Source organism: Saccharothrix hoggarensis (assembly GCF_052936025.1).
On sequence record NZ_CP193624.1, the window covers coordinates 3,859,651 to 3,875,021 of the forward strand.

The 15,371-nt window shown below is 74.5% G+C and carries 11 protein-coding genes; 8 read left to right on the forward strand and 3 right to left on the reverse strand.

Annotated elements, in window-relative coordinates; translation table 11 throughout:
- The first annotated feature begins 30 nt into the window (after nt 1-30).
- Nucleotides 31-534 carry an NADAR family protein gene (locus ACRAKH_RS17740; protein WP_380718659.1) on the forward strand — a complete coding sequence of 168 codons (504 nt, stop codon included), beginning with the start codon at nt 31-33 and terminating at the stop codon, nt 532-534.
- Here ACRAKH_RS17740 and ACRAKH_RS17745 read toward each other — a convergent pair.
- Entirely contained in the window at nt 521-1,450 is a 930-nt protein-coding gene (locus ACRAKH_RS17745; protein ID WP_380718667.1) for an NADP-dependent oxidoreductase, read from the reverse strand. The genes ACRAKH_RS17740 and ACRAKH_RS17745 overlap by 14 nt on opposite strands.
- 243 nt (nt 1,451-1,693) lie before the next feature.
- Between ACRAKH_RS17745 and ACRAKH_RS17750 the strand changes: the two genes are divergently transcribed.
- The 7 genes from ACRAKH_RS17750 to ACRAKH_RS17780 are packed head-to-tail and all read left to right on the forward strand — an operon-like array spanning nt 1,694 to nt 10,568.
- Nucleotides 1,694-2,926: a hypothetical protein gene (locus ACRAKH_RS17750; RefSeq protein ID WP_447009117.1), complete on the forward strand. Its 1,233-nt coding sequence runs from the start codon at nt 1,694-1,696 to the stop codon at nt 2,924-2,926.
- A complete protein-coding gene (locus tag ACRAKH_RS17755; protein ID WP_447009118.1) occupies nt 2,923-3,891 on the forward strand; it encodes a glutamate ABC transporter substrate-binding protein in 969 nt (322 codons plus the stop codon). The genes ACRAKH_RS17750 and ACRAKH_RS17755 overlap by 4 nt, the downstream gene beginning before the upstream one ends.
- Before the next feature lies 1 nt (nt 3,892).
- Nucleotides 3,893-5,065: a hypothetical protein gene (locus ACRAKH_RS17760; protein ID WP_447009119.1), complete on the forward strand. Its 1,173-nt coding sequence runs from the start codon at nt 3,893-3,895 to the stop codon at nt 5,063-5,065.
- Complete coding sequence (locus ACRAKH_RS17765; protein WP_447009120.1) at nt 5,062-7,638, forward strand: tetratricopeptide repeat protein; 2,577 nt, start codon at nt 5,062-5,064, stop codon at nt 7,636-7,638. The genes ACRAKH_RS17760 and ACRAKH_RS17765 overlap by 4 nt, the downstream gene beginning before the upstream one ends.
- Before the next feature lie 2 nt (nt 7,639-7,640).
- Nucleotides 7,641-8,609 (forward strand): protein phosphatase 2C domain-containing protein, encoded by a 969-nt coding sequence (locus ACRAKH_RS17770; RefSeq protein WP_447009121.1) that lies wholly within the window; start codon nt 7,641-7,643, stop codon nt 8,607-8,609.
- Nucleotides 8,599-9,879 carry a vWA domain-containing protein gene (locus ACRAKH_RS17775; protein ID WP_380727112.1) on the forward strand — a complete coding sequence of 427 codons (1,281 nt, stop codon included), beginning with the start codon at nt 8,599-8,601 and terminating at the stop codon, nt 9,877-9,879. The genes ACRAKH_RS17770 and ACRAKH_RS17775 overlap by 11 nt, the downstream gene beginning before the upstream one ends.
- Before the next feature lie 2 nt (nt 9,880-9,881).
- Nucleotides 9,882-10,568 carry an FHA domain-containing protein gene (locus ACRAKH_RS17780; protein ID WP_380727114.1) on the forward strand — a complete coding sequence of 229 codons (687 nt, stop codon included), beginning with the start codon at nt 9,882-9,884 and terminating at the stop codon, nt 10,566-10,568.
- A gap of 50 nt (nt 10,569-10,618) precedes the next feature.
- Here ACRAKH_RS17780 and hrpA read toward each other — a convergent pair whose 3' ends face one another.
- Entirely contained in the window at nt 10,619-14,521 is a 3,903-nt protein-coding gene (gene hrpA, locus ACRAKH_RS17785) for an ATP-dependent RNA helicase HrpA (RefSeq protein WP_380727116.1), read from the reverse strand.
- 42 nt (nt 14,522-14,563) lie between these two features.
- Complete coding sequence (locus ACRAKH_RS17790; RefSeq protein ID WP_380727118.1) at nt 14,564-15,370, reverse strand: thioesterase family protein; 807 nt, start codon at nt 15,368-15,370, stop codon at nt 14,564-14,566.
- Between the last annotated feature and the right edge of the window lies 1 nt (nt 15,371).

A 15,371-nucleotide genomic window follows, 5' to 3' on the forward strand; every position in this document is an offset into this window, starting at 1 on the left:
TCGCCGAGGGTTTCTGACATCGTCTGCGCCGTGACGAAGTACCTGTTCTTCTGGGGGCACCAGGCGCGCCCCGGCGCGCCGGTCGGCAAGCAGTGCCTCAGCCAGTGGTGGGAGGCGCCGTTCACGGTGGACGGCCGCACCTACGCGACCGCCGAGCACTTCATGATGGAGGGCAAGGCGCTGCTGTTCGGTGACGAGGAGGTCGCCGAGCGGGTGGTGGCGGCGCGCACGCCGGGCGAGGCGAAGGCGCTGGGCCGGCACGTGCGCGGCTTCGACGAGGCGACGTGGGCGGCGGCGCGGCTGGACGTCGTGGTGCGCGGGAACCTGGCGAAGTTCGGCGCCCACGACGACCTGCGCGCGTTCCTGCTCGGCACCGGCGACCGGGTGCTGGTGGAGGCGAGCCCGGTGGACCGGGTGTGGGGCATCGGGTTGGCCGCGGACGACCCGCGCGCGGCCGACCCGAGCACCTGGTTGGGCCTGAACCTGCTGGGCGAGGCCCTGATGGTCGTTCGGGACCGGCTCAGTCGACGGTGAGCACGATCTTGCCGCGGGTGTGGCCGGAGTCGATCAGCTCGTGCGCCTTGGCGGCGTCGGCCAGCGGCAGCACGGCACCGAGCTCGACGCGCAGCGCGCCGCGTTCCACCAGGTCGCTGAGCCCGAGCAGGCCGCGGAGGTCGGGTTCGACCAGGAGCGCGGCGGTGCGGATCCGGCCGGCGGCGGCCTCGACCAGGGCGTCGTAGGCCGCGCCGAGGATCGTCACGACGATCCCGCCGTCCTTGACGGTGGCCGCGGAACGGGCCGCGACGTCGTCGCCGACCGCGTCGAGCACGGCGTCCACGTCCCGGACGGCCTCGGCGAAGTCGACCGCGGTGTAGTCCACGACCTCGTCGGCGCCGAGGTCGCGCACGAAGTCGTGGTTGCGGGCGCTGGCGGTGCCGATGACGTGCGCGCCGCGGGCCTTGGCGATCTGCACGGCGACGTGGCCGACCCCGCCTGCGGCGGCGTGCACGAGGACCCGCTGGCCGGGGCGCACGTCGGCCGTGTCGACCAGGGCCTGCCAGGCGGTGAGGCCGACGAGCGGGAGGCCGGCGGCGTGCGGGTGGTCCAGCGCGGCGGGCTTGGGCGCGAAGTGGCGGGACGGCGCGACGACGTACTCGGCGTGGGCGCGGGCCGCGCGGGGGAACAGCGGCATGCCGAACACCTCGTCGCCCGGTCGGAGCGTGGTGACGCCGAACCCGACCTCCTCGACCACCCCGGAGACGTCCCAGCCGAGCACGAACGGCGGTTCGACGAACCAGTGGCCGTGCTCGCGGGTCTTGGCGTCGACCGGGTTGACGCCGGCGGCGTGGACGCGGACGAGCACTTCGGTGGGGCCGGGCTGCGGCTTGGGGAGGGTGGTCTCGTGCAGCACCTCCGGGCCGCCGAGGTGGTCCTGGCTGATGGCGCGCATTGAGCTCATGAATTCGATGGTGGTCGATGTCCCGCGCGGCCGCCGGCGCTTCGGCGGCCATTCCCCGCAAAGATCAGGCCAGGGCGCGACGGCGGCACGCCCGGCGTCCCCGTTCCGGGCCGTTCGCGTCCCGTTCGGCGTATTTCGATCTACGCTAACGGTGCGGCGAGTGACGCCGATCACCTCGGAAAGGGGGCGGTCGTGCTGGTCGAGGCTCAACGGAACCGCGTTGCCGTGCGGCGGGTGACCGGCCTCGCCCGCAGCACCCCCGGCCGGTTGAGCCTGCTCGCCCTGCTGCTGATCGTGGTGAGCCTGCTGGTCGGCGCGGTGACCGCGCTGTCGGTGCAGCGCCGGTCGCAGGCGCTGGAGGCGTTGGGCGACCGCAACGAGCCGCTGGCGTTCGCCGCCCAGGAGGTCTACCGGGCGATGGCCGACGCCGACGCCACGGCGGCGGGCGCGTTCCTGTCGGGTGGTGTCGAGTCGGCGGCGCTGCGGCAGAGGTACGAGGCGGACGTGGCGAAGGCGGCGGCCGCGCTGTCGGCGGCGACCAGCGAGATCACCCGCTCCCCCGAGCTGACCCCGGCGCTGTCGACGCTGTCGGGCCACCTGCCGGTGTACACGGGCCTGGTGGAGACGGCCCGCGCGCACAACCGGCAGGGCAACCCGGTGGGCGCGGCGTACCTGCGGGAGGCGTCCACGCTGATGCACTCGCGGATGCTGCCCGCCGCGCGCGAGCTGTACCGGGTGGAGACCGCGAACGTGGTGCGCGACCTGGAGGACGCCGGGTCGCTGCCGTGGCTGGAGCTGCTGCTGGGCGCGGTGGCGCTGGCGGCGCTGGTGTTCGCCCAGCGGTACCTGACGCGCCGGACGAACCGGGTGTTCAACCCGGGTCTGGTGGTGGCGACCGCGTTGACGGCGGTGTCGCTGCTGTGGGTGCTCACGGCGAGCCTGCTGGTCGTCCACAACACGTCGGCCAGCCGGAACGAGGCGACGTTGGTCGACCTGCTGGCGCAGGCGCGGATCGCGACGCTGACCGCGCGGGGCGGCGAGACGTTGACGCTGGTCGCGCGGGGCAGCGGCGCGGAGTACGAGAAGGTCTACGTCGACGCCGACCGGGCGCTGGGCGACCTGCTGGGCCGGGCCCGCGACCTGGCGGGGACGCCGCTGTCGGCGGAGTCGGCCGACCACCACGAGCGGTGGCGGCAGGCGCACCGGCTGGTCCGGGAGGCCGACGACCGGGGCGACTACGCGGCGGCGGTGCGGGCGGCGCTGGGTCCGGGCGCGGCCACGGCGTTCGGCGAGCTGGAGTCGGACCTGGTGGAGGCCATCGGGTCGGCGCGGGCGGAGCTGACCGACGCGATCGGCCGGGCGCGGGCCGCGTTGCGCGGGGTGGTGCCGGCGGTGGTGGCGCTGGCGCTGCTCGCGGCGGCGGCGTCGACGTTCGGCCTGTGGCAGCGGCTGAAGGAGTACCGATGACACGACTGCCGCTGGTGACGGCGCTGTTGGCGGTGGCGCTGGGCGCGTGCGCGCCGGTGCCGAGCGCCGCGCCGCCGATCGGGGGCGGTTCGGCGGTGGCGCCGAGGCCCGCGGACGTGGTGGAGCTGACCGAGCCGCCGAGCACGGCCGCCGTGCCGCCCGCGTCGTGCGACCCGACGGCGAGCCTGCGCCCCGTGGGCCCGTTGCCGCCGGCCGGGCAGATGCCCGCGGGGACGACCATGGCCCGCGTGCAGGCGCGGGGCCGGCTGATCGCGGGCGTGGACCAGAACACCTACCTGATGGGGTTCCGCAACCCGTTCTCCGGCGAGCTGGAGGGCTTCGACGTCGACATGGCCCGCGAGGTGGCGCGGGCGATCCTCGGCGACCCGGCCGCGATCCAGTTCAAGGTGCTGACGTCGGAGGAGCGCATCCCGGCGTTGGAGCGCGGCGACGTGGACATCGTCGTGCGCACCATGACGGTGACGTGCGACCGGTGGCAGAAGGTGAACTTCTCGACCGTCTACTACCACGCCGGGCAGCGGGTGCTGGTGCCGTCGAACTCCGACGTGACGGGCATCGACGCGCTGGGCGGCAAGCGGGTGTGCGCGACCAAGGGGTCGAGTTCGCTGGTGAACGTGGCCAACGCGCCGTCCGGGCCGATCGCGGTGTCCGTGCCGAACTGGACGGACTGCCTGGTGATGCTCCAGCAGGGCCAGGTGGACGCGATCTCGACCGACGACACGATCCTCGCCGGGTTCGCCGCCCAGGATCCCTACACGAAGGTCGTGGGCCCGCAGTTCACCGCCGAGCCGTACGGGATGGCGTTCCGCAAGCCGGACGAGGACTTCGTGCGGTTCGTCAACGCGCTGCTGGAGCGGCTGCGGGCGGACGGCACGTGGGCGTCGATCCACCGGCGGTGGCTGGGCGCTCCCCCGGCTCCGCCCGCCGCCGTGTACCGGGATTGACGTGGACGCCCGACGGGATGCGGCCCGTGAGGACTCGGCCCGGCGGACACCGGCCGAGGGGAAACCGGCCCGGGGGAAGGCGGCTCGGGGGAAGGCGGCTCGGCGGGAGCTCGCGCGGGAGGAACTGGCTCGCCTGCGGGCCGAGGGCGAGCGGATCGCCGAGGCGCTGCTCGCGATGGACGACCACCCCGGCCACGGGCTGCTGCGCGGCGCGACGACCGGCGCGACCCGTGACCGGTGGCGCGAGATCGGCCCGGCGATGGTGCTGCTGTGGCAGTGGTTCGACGCCTACCGGGAGGTCCTGGCGCGGGTGGACGCGGCGCCCGGCCCCGACGAGGTGGCCCGCCTGGTGACGGAGCCGGTCGTGGTGCTGGACGAGCGGCCCGTGCCGGTGCGCACCCTGACCGGGCCCGCGGTGGTCGGCGAACGGGTCGCGCTCGGCGTGCTCGTGGACCGGATGAAGGAGCAGTACGCGCAGGTCATGGCGGTGTTGACCGAGGTGCGCGAGGCGTGGGCGCGGCGGCTGGAGCTGCTGGACCCGTTGCCGGGGCGGCTGGCCGGGCTGGACTCGCCCGCCGTCGAGCGGCTGCGCGCGGAGGTGGCGGCCGCGCACGCCCGCGCGGTGGCCGACCCGTTGACGCCCGACCCGTCGGTGGCCGGGCTCGCCGCGCGGGTGGCCGAGGTGGGCGACCTGCACCGGACGTTCGAGGCGCGGGTGGCGGTCGCGGCGGACCGGGTCGCCGAGGTGGAGGCGGTGCGGGCGCGGGCGCGCGGGGTGCGGGTGGAGGTCGTGGCCACGATCGCGGGCATTCACCCGGACGTGCCGGGCACCGACGTCGCGGGGGCACTCGACGGGCTGCGGCGACGTTTTCCGGACGTGGTGGAATCGGACGTCGTGGCCGTCGAATCGGCGGTGGTCGTGGCGCTGGAACGGGCGCGCGGCGTGCTCGCGCACCTGACCGGGTCGCTGGACCGGCGGGCCGAGCTGCGCGGGCGGCTGGAGGCGTACCGGGCGAAGGCGGGCGGGCTCGGGTTCGGCGAGGACGCGGAGCTGGCGGCGCTGCACCGGCAGGCGCGGAACGTGCTGCTGGGCGTGCCGTGCGACCTGAACGCGGGCACGGTGGCGGTGCTGCGGTACCAGCGCGCGGTGCTGGCGAGGACGGAGGCCCGATGAGGACGTGTCCGCGCGCCGGCTGCGGCGGGGCGATCGACGACGACGGGTTCTGCGACGTGTGCGGCTTGGAGGCGCCGGTCCTGGCCGTGACCGCGCCCGCTCCCCCGCCCGAGGGCGCGCCGGCGGCCGGTGGTCGTGCGGCGGGCGGGCGTGCCGCCGGGGCGGGGGCCGGACCGGCCACGGGAGAGGCCGCGAGGTCTGTCGCCGGCGCCGGGCCCGTCAGCGGGCCGGCCGTGCGTTCGACGGCGGGGGTCGCGGGTCGGGGTTCGGTCGACGCCGGGTCCGGGCCGGCCACGCGTGCCGCGCCCCGAGGCGACCTCGGGGTGGCTTCCGGTTCCGCGACCGCGCGGGGCGGCGAGCCGTCGGCGACGGGGCCCGCGAGTGGTCCGGGCACGGCGGCGTGGTCGCCGGCGACGTCGTCGGGCGGCCGGTCGCGACGGGCGTCGGCGTCGACGCTGTCGTCCGGGCGGGGCAGGTTGGGCGCGGGCCTGGTGGAGGTGCCGCGGGTGCCCTACCGCGACCCGAAGACGGCGGTGCTGACCGATCCGGAGGTGCCGGAGGCGAAGCGGTTCTGCTCCAGTTGCGGCAAGGAGGTCGGGCGCGGTCGGGACGGGCGCTCGGGCCGGGTGGAGGGGTTCTGCGCGCACTGCGGGCACCGCTACTCGTTCACGCCGAAGCTGGCTCCGGGTGAGGTGCTGCACGACCAGTACGAGGTGCTGGGCTGCCTGGCGCACGGCGGCCTCGGCTGGATCTACCTGGCGGCCGACCACGCGGTCAGCGACCGGTGGGTGGTGTTGAAGGGCCTGCTGGACTCCGGCGACGCGGACGCGATGGCGGCGGCGATGGCGGAGCGGCGGTTCCTGGCCGAGGTGGAGCACCCGAACATCGTCAAGATCCACAACTTCGTGCGGCACGAGGACCGGGCGACCGGCGAGCTCGTCGACTACATCGTGATGGAGTACGTCGGCGGCACGTCGGTCAAGGACATGATCAAGCAGTTGCGGGCGGGCGGCACGGGACGCGAGTCGTTGCCGGTGCCGCAGGCGATCGCCTACGCGCTGGAGGTGCTGCCCGCGTTGGGGTACCTGCACGGCGTCGGCCTGCTGTACTGCGACTTCAAGCCGGACAACGTGATCCAGACCGAGGAGCAGCTGAAGCTGATCGACCTGGGCGCGGTGCGGCGGGTGGACGACTGGCACTCCCCGATCTACGGCACGATCGGCTACCAGGCGCCGGAGATCGGCACGGCGGGGCCGTCGGTGGCGTCTGACCTGTACACGGTGGGCCGGGCGTTGGCGGTGATGAGCTTCCCGTTCGACTTCCGCGGCCGGCACAAGGATTCGCTGCCGGGCCCGGACGAGCAGCCGCTGCTGCGCCGGCACGGCTCGTTCCACCGGTTCCTGCAGCGGGCCACGAACCCGGACCCGGAGCAGCGGTTCGGGTCGGCGGAGGAGATGGCCGACCAGCTCACGGGTGTGCTGCGGGAGGTGTTGGCGGAGCAGGACGGCGTGCCGCGGCCGGGGGTGTCGCGGCAGTTCACGCCGGAGCGGCGGGCGTTCGGGCCGGAGAGCGGGTTGGACGTGCGGGCGGCGGCGTCGGGGCTGCCGGTGCCGCAGGTGGACACGTCGGACGAGGCGGCGGGGTTCCTGGCGACGGCGGCCACGACGGGCGACCCGGACCAGGTGGTGGCGGCGTTGCGGGCGGCCCCGGTGCAGACGGTCGAGGTGCGGTTGCAGGTGGTGCGGGCGCTGATCGAGGCGGGCCGGGTGGACGAGGCGGTCGCCGGGTTGGACGAGCTGGCGGCGCCGGCGGACCCGGACGACCCGCGGTTGCCCGCGCCGGACGACTGGCGGCCCGGCTGGTACCGGGGGCTGGCCGCGTTGGTGGCGGGCCGGTCGGTGGACGCGCGGGCGGCGTTCGAGCGGGTGTGCGACGTGCTGCCGGGCGAGGCGGCGCCGAAGTTGGCGGCGGCGGTGTGCGCGGAGGCGTTGGGTGACGCGGACGCGGCGGCGGCCGGTTACGAGGCGGTGTGGCGCACCGATCACTCGTACGTGTCGGCGGCGTTCGGGTTGGCGCGGGTGCTGGTGGGCTCGGGTGAGCGGGAGGCTGCGGTGGCGGTGCTGCACTCCGTGCCGGACACGTCGATCCACCACGTGGCGGCGCAGGTGGCGGCGGTGCGGGCGCAGATCGGGCGGGTTCCGGTGGGCGGGGCGACGATCGACAAGGAGTTGCGCGCGGGCGTGGTGGGGTCGGGTGTCGTGGCCGGTGGCGCGCGGTCCGGTGGTGCGCTGGAGGACGTGGTGGCGGCCGGTGCGAGGCTGTCGGGGTTGGAGTTGGACGTGGCGAGGCGGGCGGGGTTGACCGCGGAACTGTTGCGCGTGGCGTTGGAGTCGTTGCCCGGTGACGGGTCGCGGCCCGCGGGGCGGCTGCTGGGGTGCGAGCTGACCGAGTCGGGTCTGCGGTCGGGCCTGGAGCGCTGCTACCGGCAGTTGGCGCGGCTGGCGGACAGCCCCGAGGAACGCATCGCTCTCGTCGACCGCGCGAACGCGGTCCGGCCCAGGACGTTGGTGTGATGATGGAATCGTGTCCCGAGTGCGCGTCGCCGGTGTCGGCGAAGGACCGCTTCTGCGAGGCGTGCGGGCGGAACCTGCGCGTGCAGCGGACACCGGTGGGTGGTCCGGGCGCGCAGTGGCCGCCGATGTGCGCGTGCGGCGGTGAGGAGTTCGACGCCGAGGGGTTCTGCGAGGCGTGCGGGCGGGCGCGGCCGTCGGCACGGGACCGGGTGGAGTTCGTGCTGCCGGGCGTGGCGGGGGTGAGCGACCGGGGCAGGCGGCGGCAGCGCAACGAGGACTCGATGGCGTTCGGCCGGGTGCGCGGCCGCGGTGTCGCGGCGGTGGTGTGCGACGGGGTGGCGTCGTCGGAGCGGGCGGAGCAGGCGTCGCAGCTGGCGGTGGACACGGCCGTGGACGTGCTGCTGACGGGGTTGCAGTCCGGGATGGACGCCGAGCTGGCCACGGCGGACGCGGTGGCGGCGGCGAACGAGGCGGTGGCCCGGTTGGCGCGGCCGGAGGCGGCGGAGGTCGCGCCGTCGTGCACGTACGTGTCGGCGGTGGTGACGGGCGGCTCGGCGACGGTGGGCTGGGTGGGCGACAGCCGCGCGTACCTGGTGGCCGAGGCGGGCGCGGCGCGGTTGACGGTGGACGACACGTGGGCGGCGCAGCTGGTCGCGGAGGGCGTGCTCACCGAGGAGGAGGCGTCGACCGACCGGCGCGCGCACGTGCTGTCGCGGTGGCTGGGCGCGGACTCGGGGATCGGCGGGCCGCAGACGGTGACGTTCGCGGTGGAGACGCCGGGGCTGCTGGTGCTGTGCAGCGACGGGTTGTGGAACTACGTGCCGGAGCCGGAGGACCTGCTCGCGGTGCTGCCGCGGGGGGTGACGCCGGTGGAGGTGGCGCGGGAGCTGGTCGAGGTGGCGTTGAAGGCGGGCGGGCACGACAACATCACGGTGGTCGTCGTGCAGCTGCGGGGTGGGCATGGCGCTTGAGTTCGCGGTCGAGGTGTTCCAGAACGAGTACCTGCCGGAGGGGGCCGCGGACGTCGACGCGATCGTGACGGTGACCGCGACGGGTGACGGGGGGCCGGTGGTGTCGGCGGACGCCGCCGAGGTGATCATCGTGGACACGTCGGGGTCGATGCGGTACCCGCCGACGAAGCTGGCCGCGGCGAAGCAGGCGACGGTGGCGGCGGTCGAGGCGCTGCGCGACGGGGTGCGGTTCGCGGTGGTGGCGGGCACGGACACGGCGACGGTGGTGTACCCGCGGACGGGGTCGCTGGCGGTGGCGGGTCCGGGGACGCGGGCCGAGGCGAAGCGGGCGGTGCACCGGTTGCGCGCGGACGGCGGCACGGCGATGGGCCGGTGGCTGGTGGCGGCGGCGACGTTGTTCGAGGGGCACGAGGGCGGGCCGAGGCACGCGATCCTGTTGACCGACGGGGCGAACCAGCACGAGTCTGCGGCGCAGCTGGAGGAGAACCTGGACGCGGTGGCGGGCCGGTTCACGTGCGACTGCCGGGGCGTGGGCACGGACTGGGAGGTCTCGGAGCTGCGTCGGATCTCGGAGGCGCTGCTGGGGACGGTGGACATCGTGGCGGACCCGGCGGGGTTGGCCGACGACTTCCGGTCGATGGCGGCGACGGCGATGGGCAAGGCGGTGGCGGACGTGTCGCTGCGCCTGTGGACGCCGGAGGGCGCGTCGGTGCGGTTCCTGAAGCAGGCGGCGCCGGGGTTGGTGGACCTGACGGGCCGGCGGGCGGAGGCGGGGCCGCGGACGGGCGACTACCCGACGGGCGCGTGGGCGGGCGGGGAGAGCCGGGACTACCACCTGGGGGTCCGGGTGCGGCCGGCGGGCGTCGGCGAGCGGATGTTGGCGTCGCGGGTGAGCCTGGTGGGGCCGGCGGGCGAGGTGCTGGGTCAGGGGCGGGTGCTGGCGGTGTGGACGGACGACGCGGCGTTGTCGACGCGGATCAGCTCGGAGGTGGCGCACTACACGGGTCAGGCGGAGCTGGCGGACGCGATCCGGGACGGGTTGGAGGCGCGCCGGGCCGGTGACGTGGGCCGGGCGACGGCGAAGCTGGGTCGGGCGGTGCGGCTGGCGCACGAGTCGGGGAACGCGGAGACGGCGAAGCTGCTGGCCGGGGTGGTGGAGGTGCGGGACGCGCGGACGGGGACGGTGAAGCTGCGGGCGCGGGTGGCCGACGCGGACGAGATGACGCTGGACACGCGGTCGACGGTGACCAGGCGGGTCGGGAAGGACTAGGGATGGCGACGTGCGCGGCGGGCCACGGTTCGGCCACCGACGACTACTGCGATGTGTGCGGCGCGCCGATCGCGGCGGGCACGCCGTCCGAGCCGTCCCCGTCCCCGTCCCCGTCGGCGTCTTCGTCCGGGCCGGCGTCGGCGTCGGCGTCGGCGGAGGAGTCGTGTGCGGCGTGCGGTGCGGTGCGGGTGGGCCGGTTCTGCGAGGAGTGCGGGCACGATTCGCTGAAACCGGTGGTCGCCGCTCCCCCGCCCGGCGCCGCGCGGGAGGCTCCGGTGTCGTGGCACGTGACGGTGGAGGCCGATCGGGCGTACTTCGACCGGGTGGTGGCGCAGGGTGGTCCGGACGCGGGGTCGATGGCGTTCCCGGAGTTCTGCCCGCCGCGCCGGTTCGCGTTGACGGGCCGGCGGGCGTCGGTGGGGCGGCGGAGCCGGTCGCGGGGGACCTTCCCGGACGTGGACCTGGTGGGTCCGCCGGAGGACCCCGGTGTGTCGCACCACCACGCGGTGCTGGTGGCGTCGGGTGACGGGTGGTCGGTGGTGGACCTGGGGTCGACGAACGGGACGACGGTGAACGGCGGGGACGAGCCGTTGCGGCCGAACGTGCCGTGCCCGCTGGAGCCGGGCGACCGCGTCCACGTGGGCGCGTGGACGACGATCACCCTGCACCGTTCGGGCGGGCGGTCCTGACGGCCCTGGACCGCGGACGCCCCCCCCCCCGGACGAACCCCCGGGCGGCGTCAGCGGGGCACGGCGTCGAGGGCTTTGAAGATCCGCTTGTCGGAGACGGTGTAGCGGGTGCCGATGGTCTGGGCGAAGTAGCTCAGCCGCAGCTCCTCGATCATCCACCGCACCTCGTCGAGCTCGTCGTGCGGTTCGTCGGCGGGCAGGGAGGCGAGCAGTTCGCGGTACTCGCCGTGGACGGCGTGGACGCGGTCCATCCACTCCTGGTCGCGGCGGACGTTCTCGGGCAGCTTCTCCAGCCTGCGGGCGATGCCCTGGAGGTAGCGGTGGACGTCGGGGAGCCGGTCGGCGCCGGCGGCGGTGACGAAGCCCTTGTGGACGAGGCCGGCGAGCTGGGCGCGGACGTCGGCGAGGGATTCCTCGAACACGGGGCCGCGGACGGCGTTGAGGCGCAGTTCGACGTCCTGGGCGGCTTCGAGGACGCGGCGGACCTTGTGGACGACGTCGAACGTGGTCTCGCCGAGGCCGCGGCGGACGTGGTCGGTGAGCTTGGCGAACGCGGCCTGGTCCCAGACGGGGCCGCCGGCGTCGCGCAGGAGCTTGTCGACGGCGGCGGAGATGCAGTCGGCGAGCAGGGGCGCGACGCCGCCGTGCGGGTTGCGGGTGAGCGCGAGCTTCTCGGCGTTGTTCAGGCCGCGTTGCAGCGTCTTGACCGGTGACGGGGTGTTGAGCAGGAGCAGGCGGCGGGTGCCGCGCCACATGGCCTGGCGTTGCCGTCCGGGGGTGTCGAGGATCTCGACGGCGACGGTGTCGCCCTTGTCGACCAGGGCCGGGTAGGCGGTGACGACGATGCCGGACCGCTGCCGCTCGACGGTCCGGGGCAGGTCGCCGATGTCCCACGTGGTGAGGCCGGTGCGGGCGAGGTTGCTCGCGGCGGCGGCGAGCGTTTCCCGCAGCTGCCCCTGGAGCTTGCGCTTGAGGGCGGCGAGGTCCTTGCCCTGGGCGAGCTCGCGGTCGTTCTCGTCGACGATCCGGAACGTGAGCTTGAGGTGTTCGGGCACCTGGTCGAGCTGCCACTGGTCGCGGGCGACGACGACGCCGGTCAGCGCGCGCAGTTCGCGTTCCAGCGCGGGCAGGAGCGGTTCGTCGGTCTTGATGCCGGACAGGGCCGCGGCGGCGACGTCGGGCACGGGCACGAAGTTGCGGCGCAGCGGCTTGGGCAGCGACCGGATCAGGGCGACGACGAGGTCGGTGCGCAGGCCCGGCACCTGCCACGACAGGGAGTCGTCGGGCAGGGTGGTGAGCGCGGGCAGCGGCAGGTCGACGGTGACGCCGTCGACGGGCGCGCCGGGTTCGAACCGGTAGGTCAGCGGCAGGCGCAGCCCGCCGCGGCGCAGCTCGTCGGGGTAGGCGTCGGGGGTGACCGCGGCGCGTTCGTTGACCAGCATCGCCTTGTCGAAGGTCAGCAGGTCGGGCTGGGTGTGCCGGGTCTTCTTCCACCAGGTGTCGAAGTGCCGCGCGGACACCACGTCGGCGGGCACGCGCTGGTCGTAGAAGTCGTAGAGGGTGTCGTCGTCCACGACGATGTCGCGCCGCCGGGCCCGGTTCTCCAGCTCCTCGACCTCGGCGAGCAGCGCCCGGTTGTGGTGGAAGAACTTGTGGTGGGTGGTCCACTCGCCCTGCACGAGGGCGTGCCGGAGGAACAGCTCGCGGGACAGCTCGGGGTCGATGCGCCCGTAGTTCACCTTGCGGGCCGCCACGATCGGCACCCCGTACAGGGTGACCTTCTCCAGCGCGACGACGGAGCCGCGCTTGGCCTCCCAGTGCGGTTCGCTGTAGGTGCGCTTGACGAGGTGCCCGGCGAGGTTCTCGGCCCACTCGGGTTCGATCTTCGCGACGGTGCGGCCCCACAGCCGCGACGTCTCGACGAGTTCGGCGGCCATCACCCACTGGGGCGGTTTGCGGAACAGGGCCGAGCCGGGGAAGATCGCGAACTTCGCGTTGCGGGCGCCCAGGTACTCGGTGGCGGCGCGCTTGCCCGGGTCGCGCTTGGGGACGTCCTTGACGCCGATGTGGGACAGCAGCCCGGACAGCAGCGAGATGTGCACGTTGCGCGGCTCGGCGGGCTGGTCGTTGACGTGCACGCCGAGGGTCTTCGCGACCTGCCGCAGTTGCTGGTAGATGTCCTGCCACTCGCGGATGCGCAGGTAGTTGAGGAACTCGTTGCGGCACATCCGGCGGAACTGGTTGGACGACAGCGCCTTCTGCTGCTCCCGCACGTGCTGCCACAGGTTGAGGAACGCGGTGAAGTCCGACTCGGGGTCCTTGAACCGGGCGTGGAACTCGTCGGCGGCCTGCTGCTTGTCCGACGGCCGTTCCCGGGGGTCCTGGATGGACAGGGCGGCGGCGATGACCATGACCTCGCGGACGCAGCCGTTGCGGTCGGCCTCCACGACCATGCGCGCCAGGCGCGGGTCGACGGGTAGCTGCGCGAGCTTGCGGCCCAGCGGGGTGAGCTTCCGCTCGGCGGGCAGCAGCGCCCCGAGCTCCTGCAGCAGCTGCACGCCGTCGTTGACGTTGCGGGTCTCGGGCGGGTCGATGAACGGGAACGCGGCGATGTCGCCGAGCCCGATGGACGTCATCTGCAGGATCACCGACGCGAGGTTGGTGCGCAGGATCTCCGGGTCGGTGAACTCGGGGCGCGCGTCGAAGTCGTCCTCGCTGTACAGGCGCACGCAGATGCCCTCGGACACGCGCCCGCAGCGGCCCTTGCGCTGGTTGGCCGACGCCTGCGACACCGGTTCGATCGGCAGCCGCTGCACCTTGAGGCGGTGGCTGTAGCGGGAGATCCGGGCGGTGCCGGGGTCGATGACGTACTTGATGCCGGGCACGGTCAGCGACGTCTCGGCGACGTTGGTGGCCAGCACGACCCGCCGCCCGCGGTGCGGCTGGAACACCCGGTGCTGCTCGCCGAACGACAGCCGCGCGTACAGCGGCAGGATCTCGGTGTCGCGCAGGTCGAGCGCGGCGAGGGCGTCGGCGGTGTCGCGGATCTCCCGTTCGCCGGACAGGAACACCAGCACGTCGCCGGGCCCTTCGGCCTGCAGCTCGCGGACGGCGTCGCAGATGGCCTGCGTCTGGTCGCGGTCCGGGTCGGCGTCCGGGTCCTCGGGGTCCACGACGGGGCGGTAGCGGACCTCGACCGGGTACGTGCGGCCCGAGACCTCGATGATCGGCGCGTCGCCGAAGTGGCGGGAGAACCGCTGCGGGTCGATGGTCGCCGAGGTGATGACGACCTTCAGGTCCGGCCGCTTCGGCAACAGCTGCTTGAGGTAGCCGAGCAGGAAGTCGACGTTGAGGCTGCGCTCGTGGGCCTCGTCGATGATGATCGTGTCGTAGCGCGACAGCATCCGGTCGGTCTGCAGCTCGGCCAGCAGGATGCCGTCGGTCATGAGCTTGACCAGCGTGTCGTCGCCGGAGTGGTCGGTGAACCGGACCTTGTAGCCGATCGCGCCGCCCAGCTCGGTGCCCAGCTCGTGCGCGACGCGCTCGGCGACGGTCCGCGCGGCGAGCCGGCGGGGCTGGGTGTGGCCGATCTGGCCGCGCACGCCGCGGCCGAGTTCGAGGCAGATCTTGGGCAGCTGCGTCGTCTTGCCCGACCCGGTCTCGCCGGCGACGATCACGACCTGGTGGTCGCGGATGAGCGCGGCGATGTCGTCCTTGCGGGCGCTGACGGGCAGCTCCGCCGGGTAGGTGATCTTCGGCACGGCCTCGCGGCGCAGCGCGACGCGCAGCTCGGCGGCCTCGACGTCGGCCTCGACCTCGGCGAGCACCGCCGCGCGGGCCTGGTCGTCGCGGACCTTGCGCGCGCCGTCGAGCCTGCGTTCCAGCCTCCGCTGGTCCCGCGACATCAGTTCGGACAGGCGTTTGCGCAGGTCAGCGTGCGACATCGTGTTCATTTGGGGTCAAGGATATCGGGGCCGGACCGCGGGGGCCGCCGATTATCGGGTGGGCAGGAGCGCGAGCTGGCGGGATTGGGCCACGAGCCGCCCCGAGGTGTCCCACAGCTCCACGTCCTCCTCGTGGAAACCGCCGAGGACGTGCCGGGTGGTGACGCGGGCGGCGAGCCAGTCCGACGCGGGGCGCGCCCGCACGTGGACGGTCAGCTCGACCGTGGCGGAGTCGGTCTCGCCGAGTTCGAGGACGGCGGGCGCCGCGGAGTCCACCAGCGACGCCAGGGACGCGGTGTCGGCGGGACGTCCGTCGGCGAACCTGATCCAGAACTCGGTGGTCGGGGTGCCGGTGGGGCGGCCCGTGGCCCAGCCGTGGGGTTCGGGCGCGCGCAGGTCGACGCGGTCGGCGACGGTGACGTCGGGCAGCCGCGCCCCGCCGTAGACGTCGCCGCACTCGTCGGGCGGCGGCAGGTCGGGCGGCGCGCCCAGCACGTGGGTGCGGCCGGTCGCGGCGCCCAGGTCCGCGTAGGACGCGACGACCCGCAACACCTCCCGGTCACCGCAGCGCAGCCGCGCCTCGCCGGTGGACAGCCGACGACCGGCCCGCACCACCTCGGTGTCGACCTGGGCCGGTCCGACGACGCCGGGCCGCAGGTAGTGGGCGCCGACGACGAGCGGGTCCGGGTGCGGCAGCACCTCGCCGAGCGCCCGCAGGCAGAACGCGACGAGGTAGCCGCCGTTGGGCCGCCCGCCGGTGCCGCTCCACCGGTCGGTGAGGTGGGCGGTGAACCGCCCGTCCCCCGCCGCGTCCACCCGGGTGTCGGCGTCCCACTCGTGCATCCGGACCACAGTCATG

Excerpts from the sequence above, each read along its gene's own strand:
- ACRAKH_RS17790 (WP_380727118.1), bottom strand. The coding sequence starts at position 15,370 with ATGACTGTGGTCCGGATGCACGAGTGGGACGCCGACACCCGGGTGGAC.
- ACRAKH_RS17745 (WP_380718667.1), bottom strand. The coding sequence starts at position 1,450 with ATGCGCGCCATCAGCCAGGACCACCTCGGCGGCCCGGAGGTGCTGCAC.
- ACRAKH_RS17755 (WP_447009118.1), top strand. The coding sequence starts at position 2,923 with ATGACACGACTGCCGCTGGTGACGGCGCTGTTGGCGGTGGCGCTGGGC.
- ACRAKH_RS17780 (WP_380727114.1), top strand. The coding sequence starts at position 9,882 with ATGGCGACGTGCGCGGCGGGCCACGGTTCGGCCACCGACGACTACTGC.
- ACRAKH_RS17775 (WP_380727112.1), top strand. The coding sequence starts at position 8,599 with ATGGCGCTTGAGTTCGCGGTCGAGGTGTTCCAGAACGAGTACCTGCCG.
- hrpA (WP_380727116.1), bottom strand. The coding sequence starts at position 14,521 with ATGAACACGATGTCGCACGCTGACCTGCGCAAACGCCTGTCCGAACTG.
- ACRAKH_RS17770 (WP_447009121.1), top strand. The coding sequence starts at position 7,641 with ATGGAATCGTGTCCCGAGTGCGCGTCGCCGGTGTCGGCGAAGGACCGC.
- ACRAKH_RS17765 (WP_447009120.1), top strand. The coding sequence starts at position 5,062 with ATGAGGACGTGTCCGCGCGCCGGCTGCGGCGGGGCGATCGACGACGAC.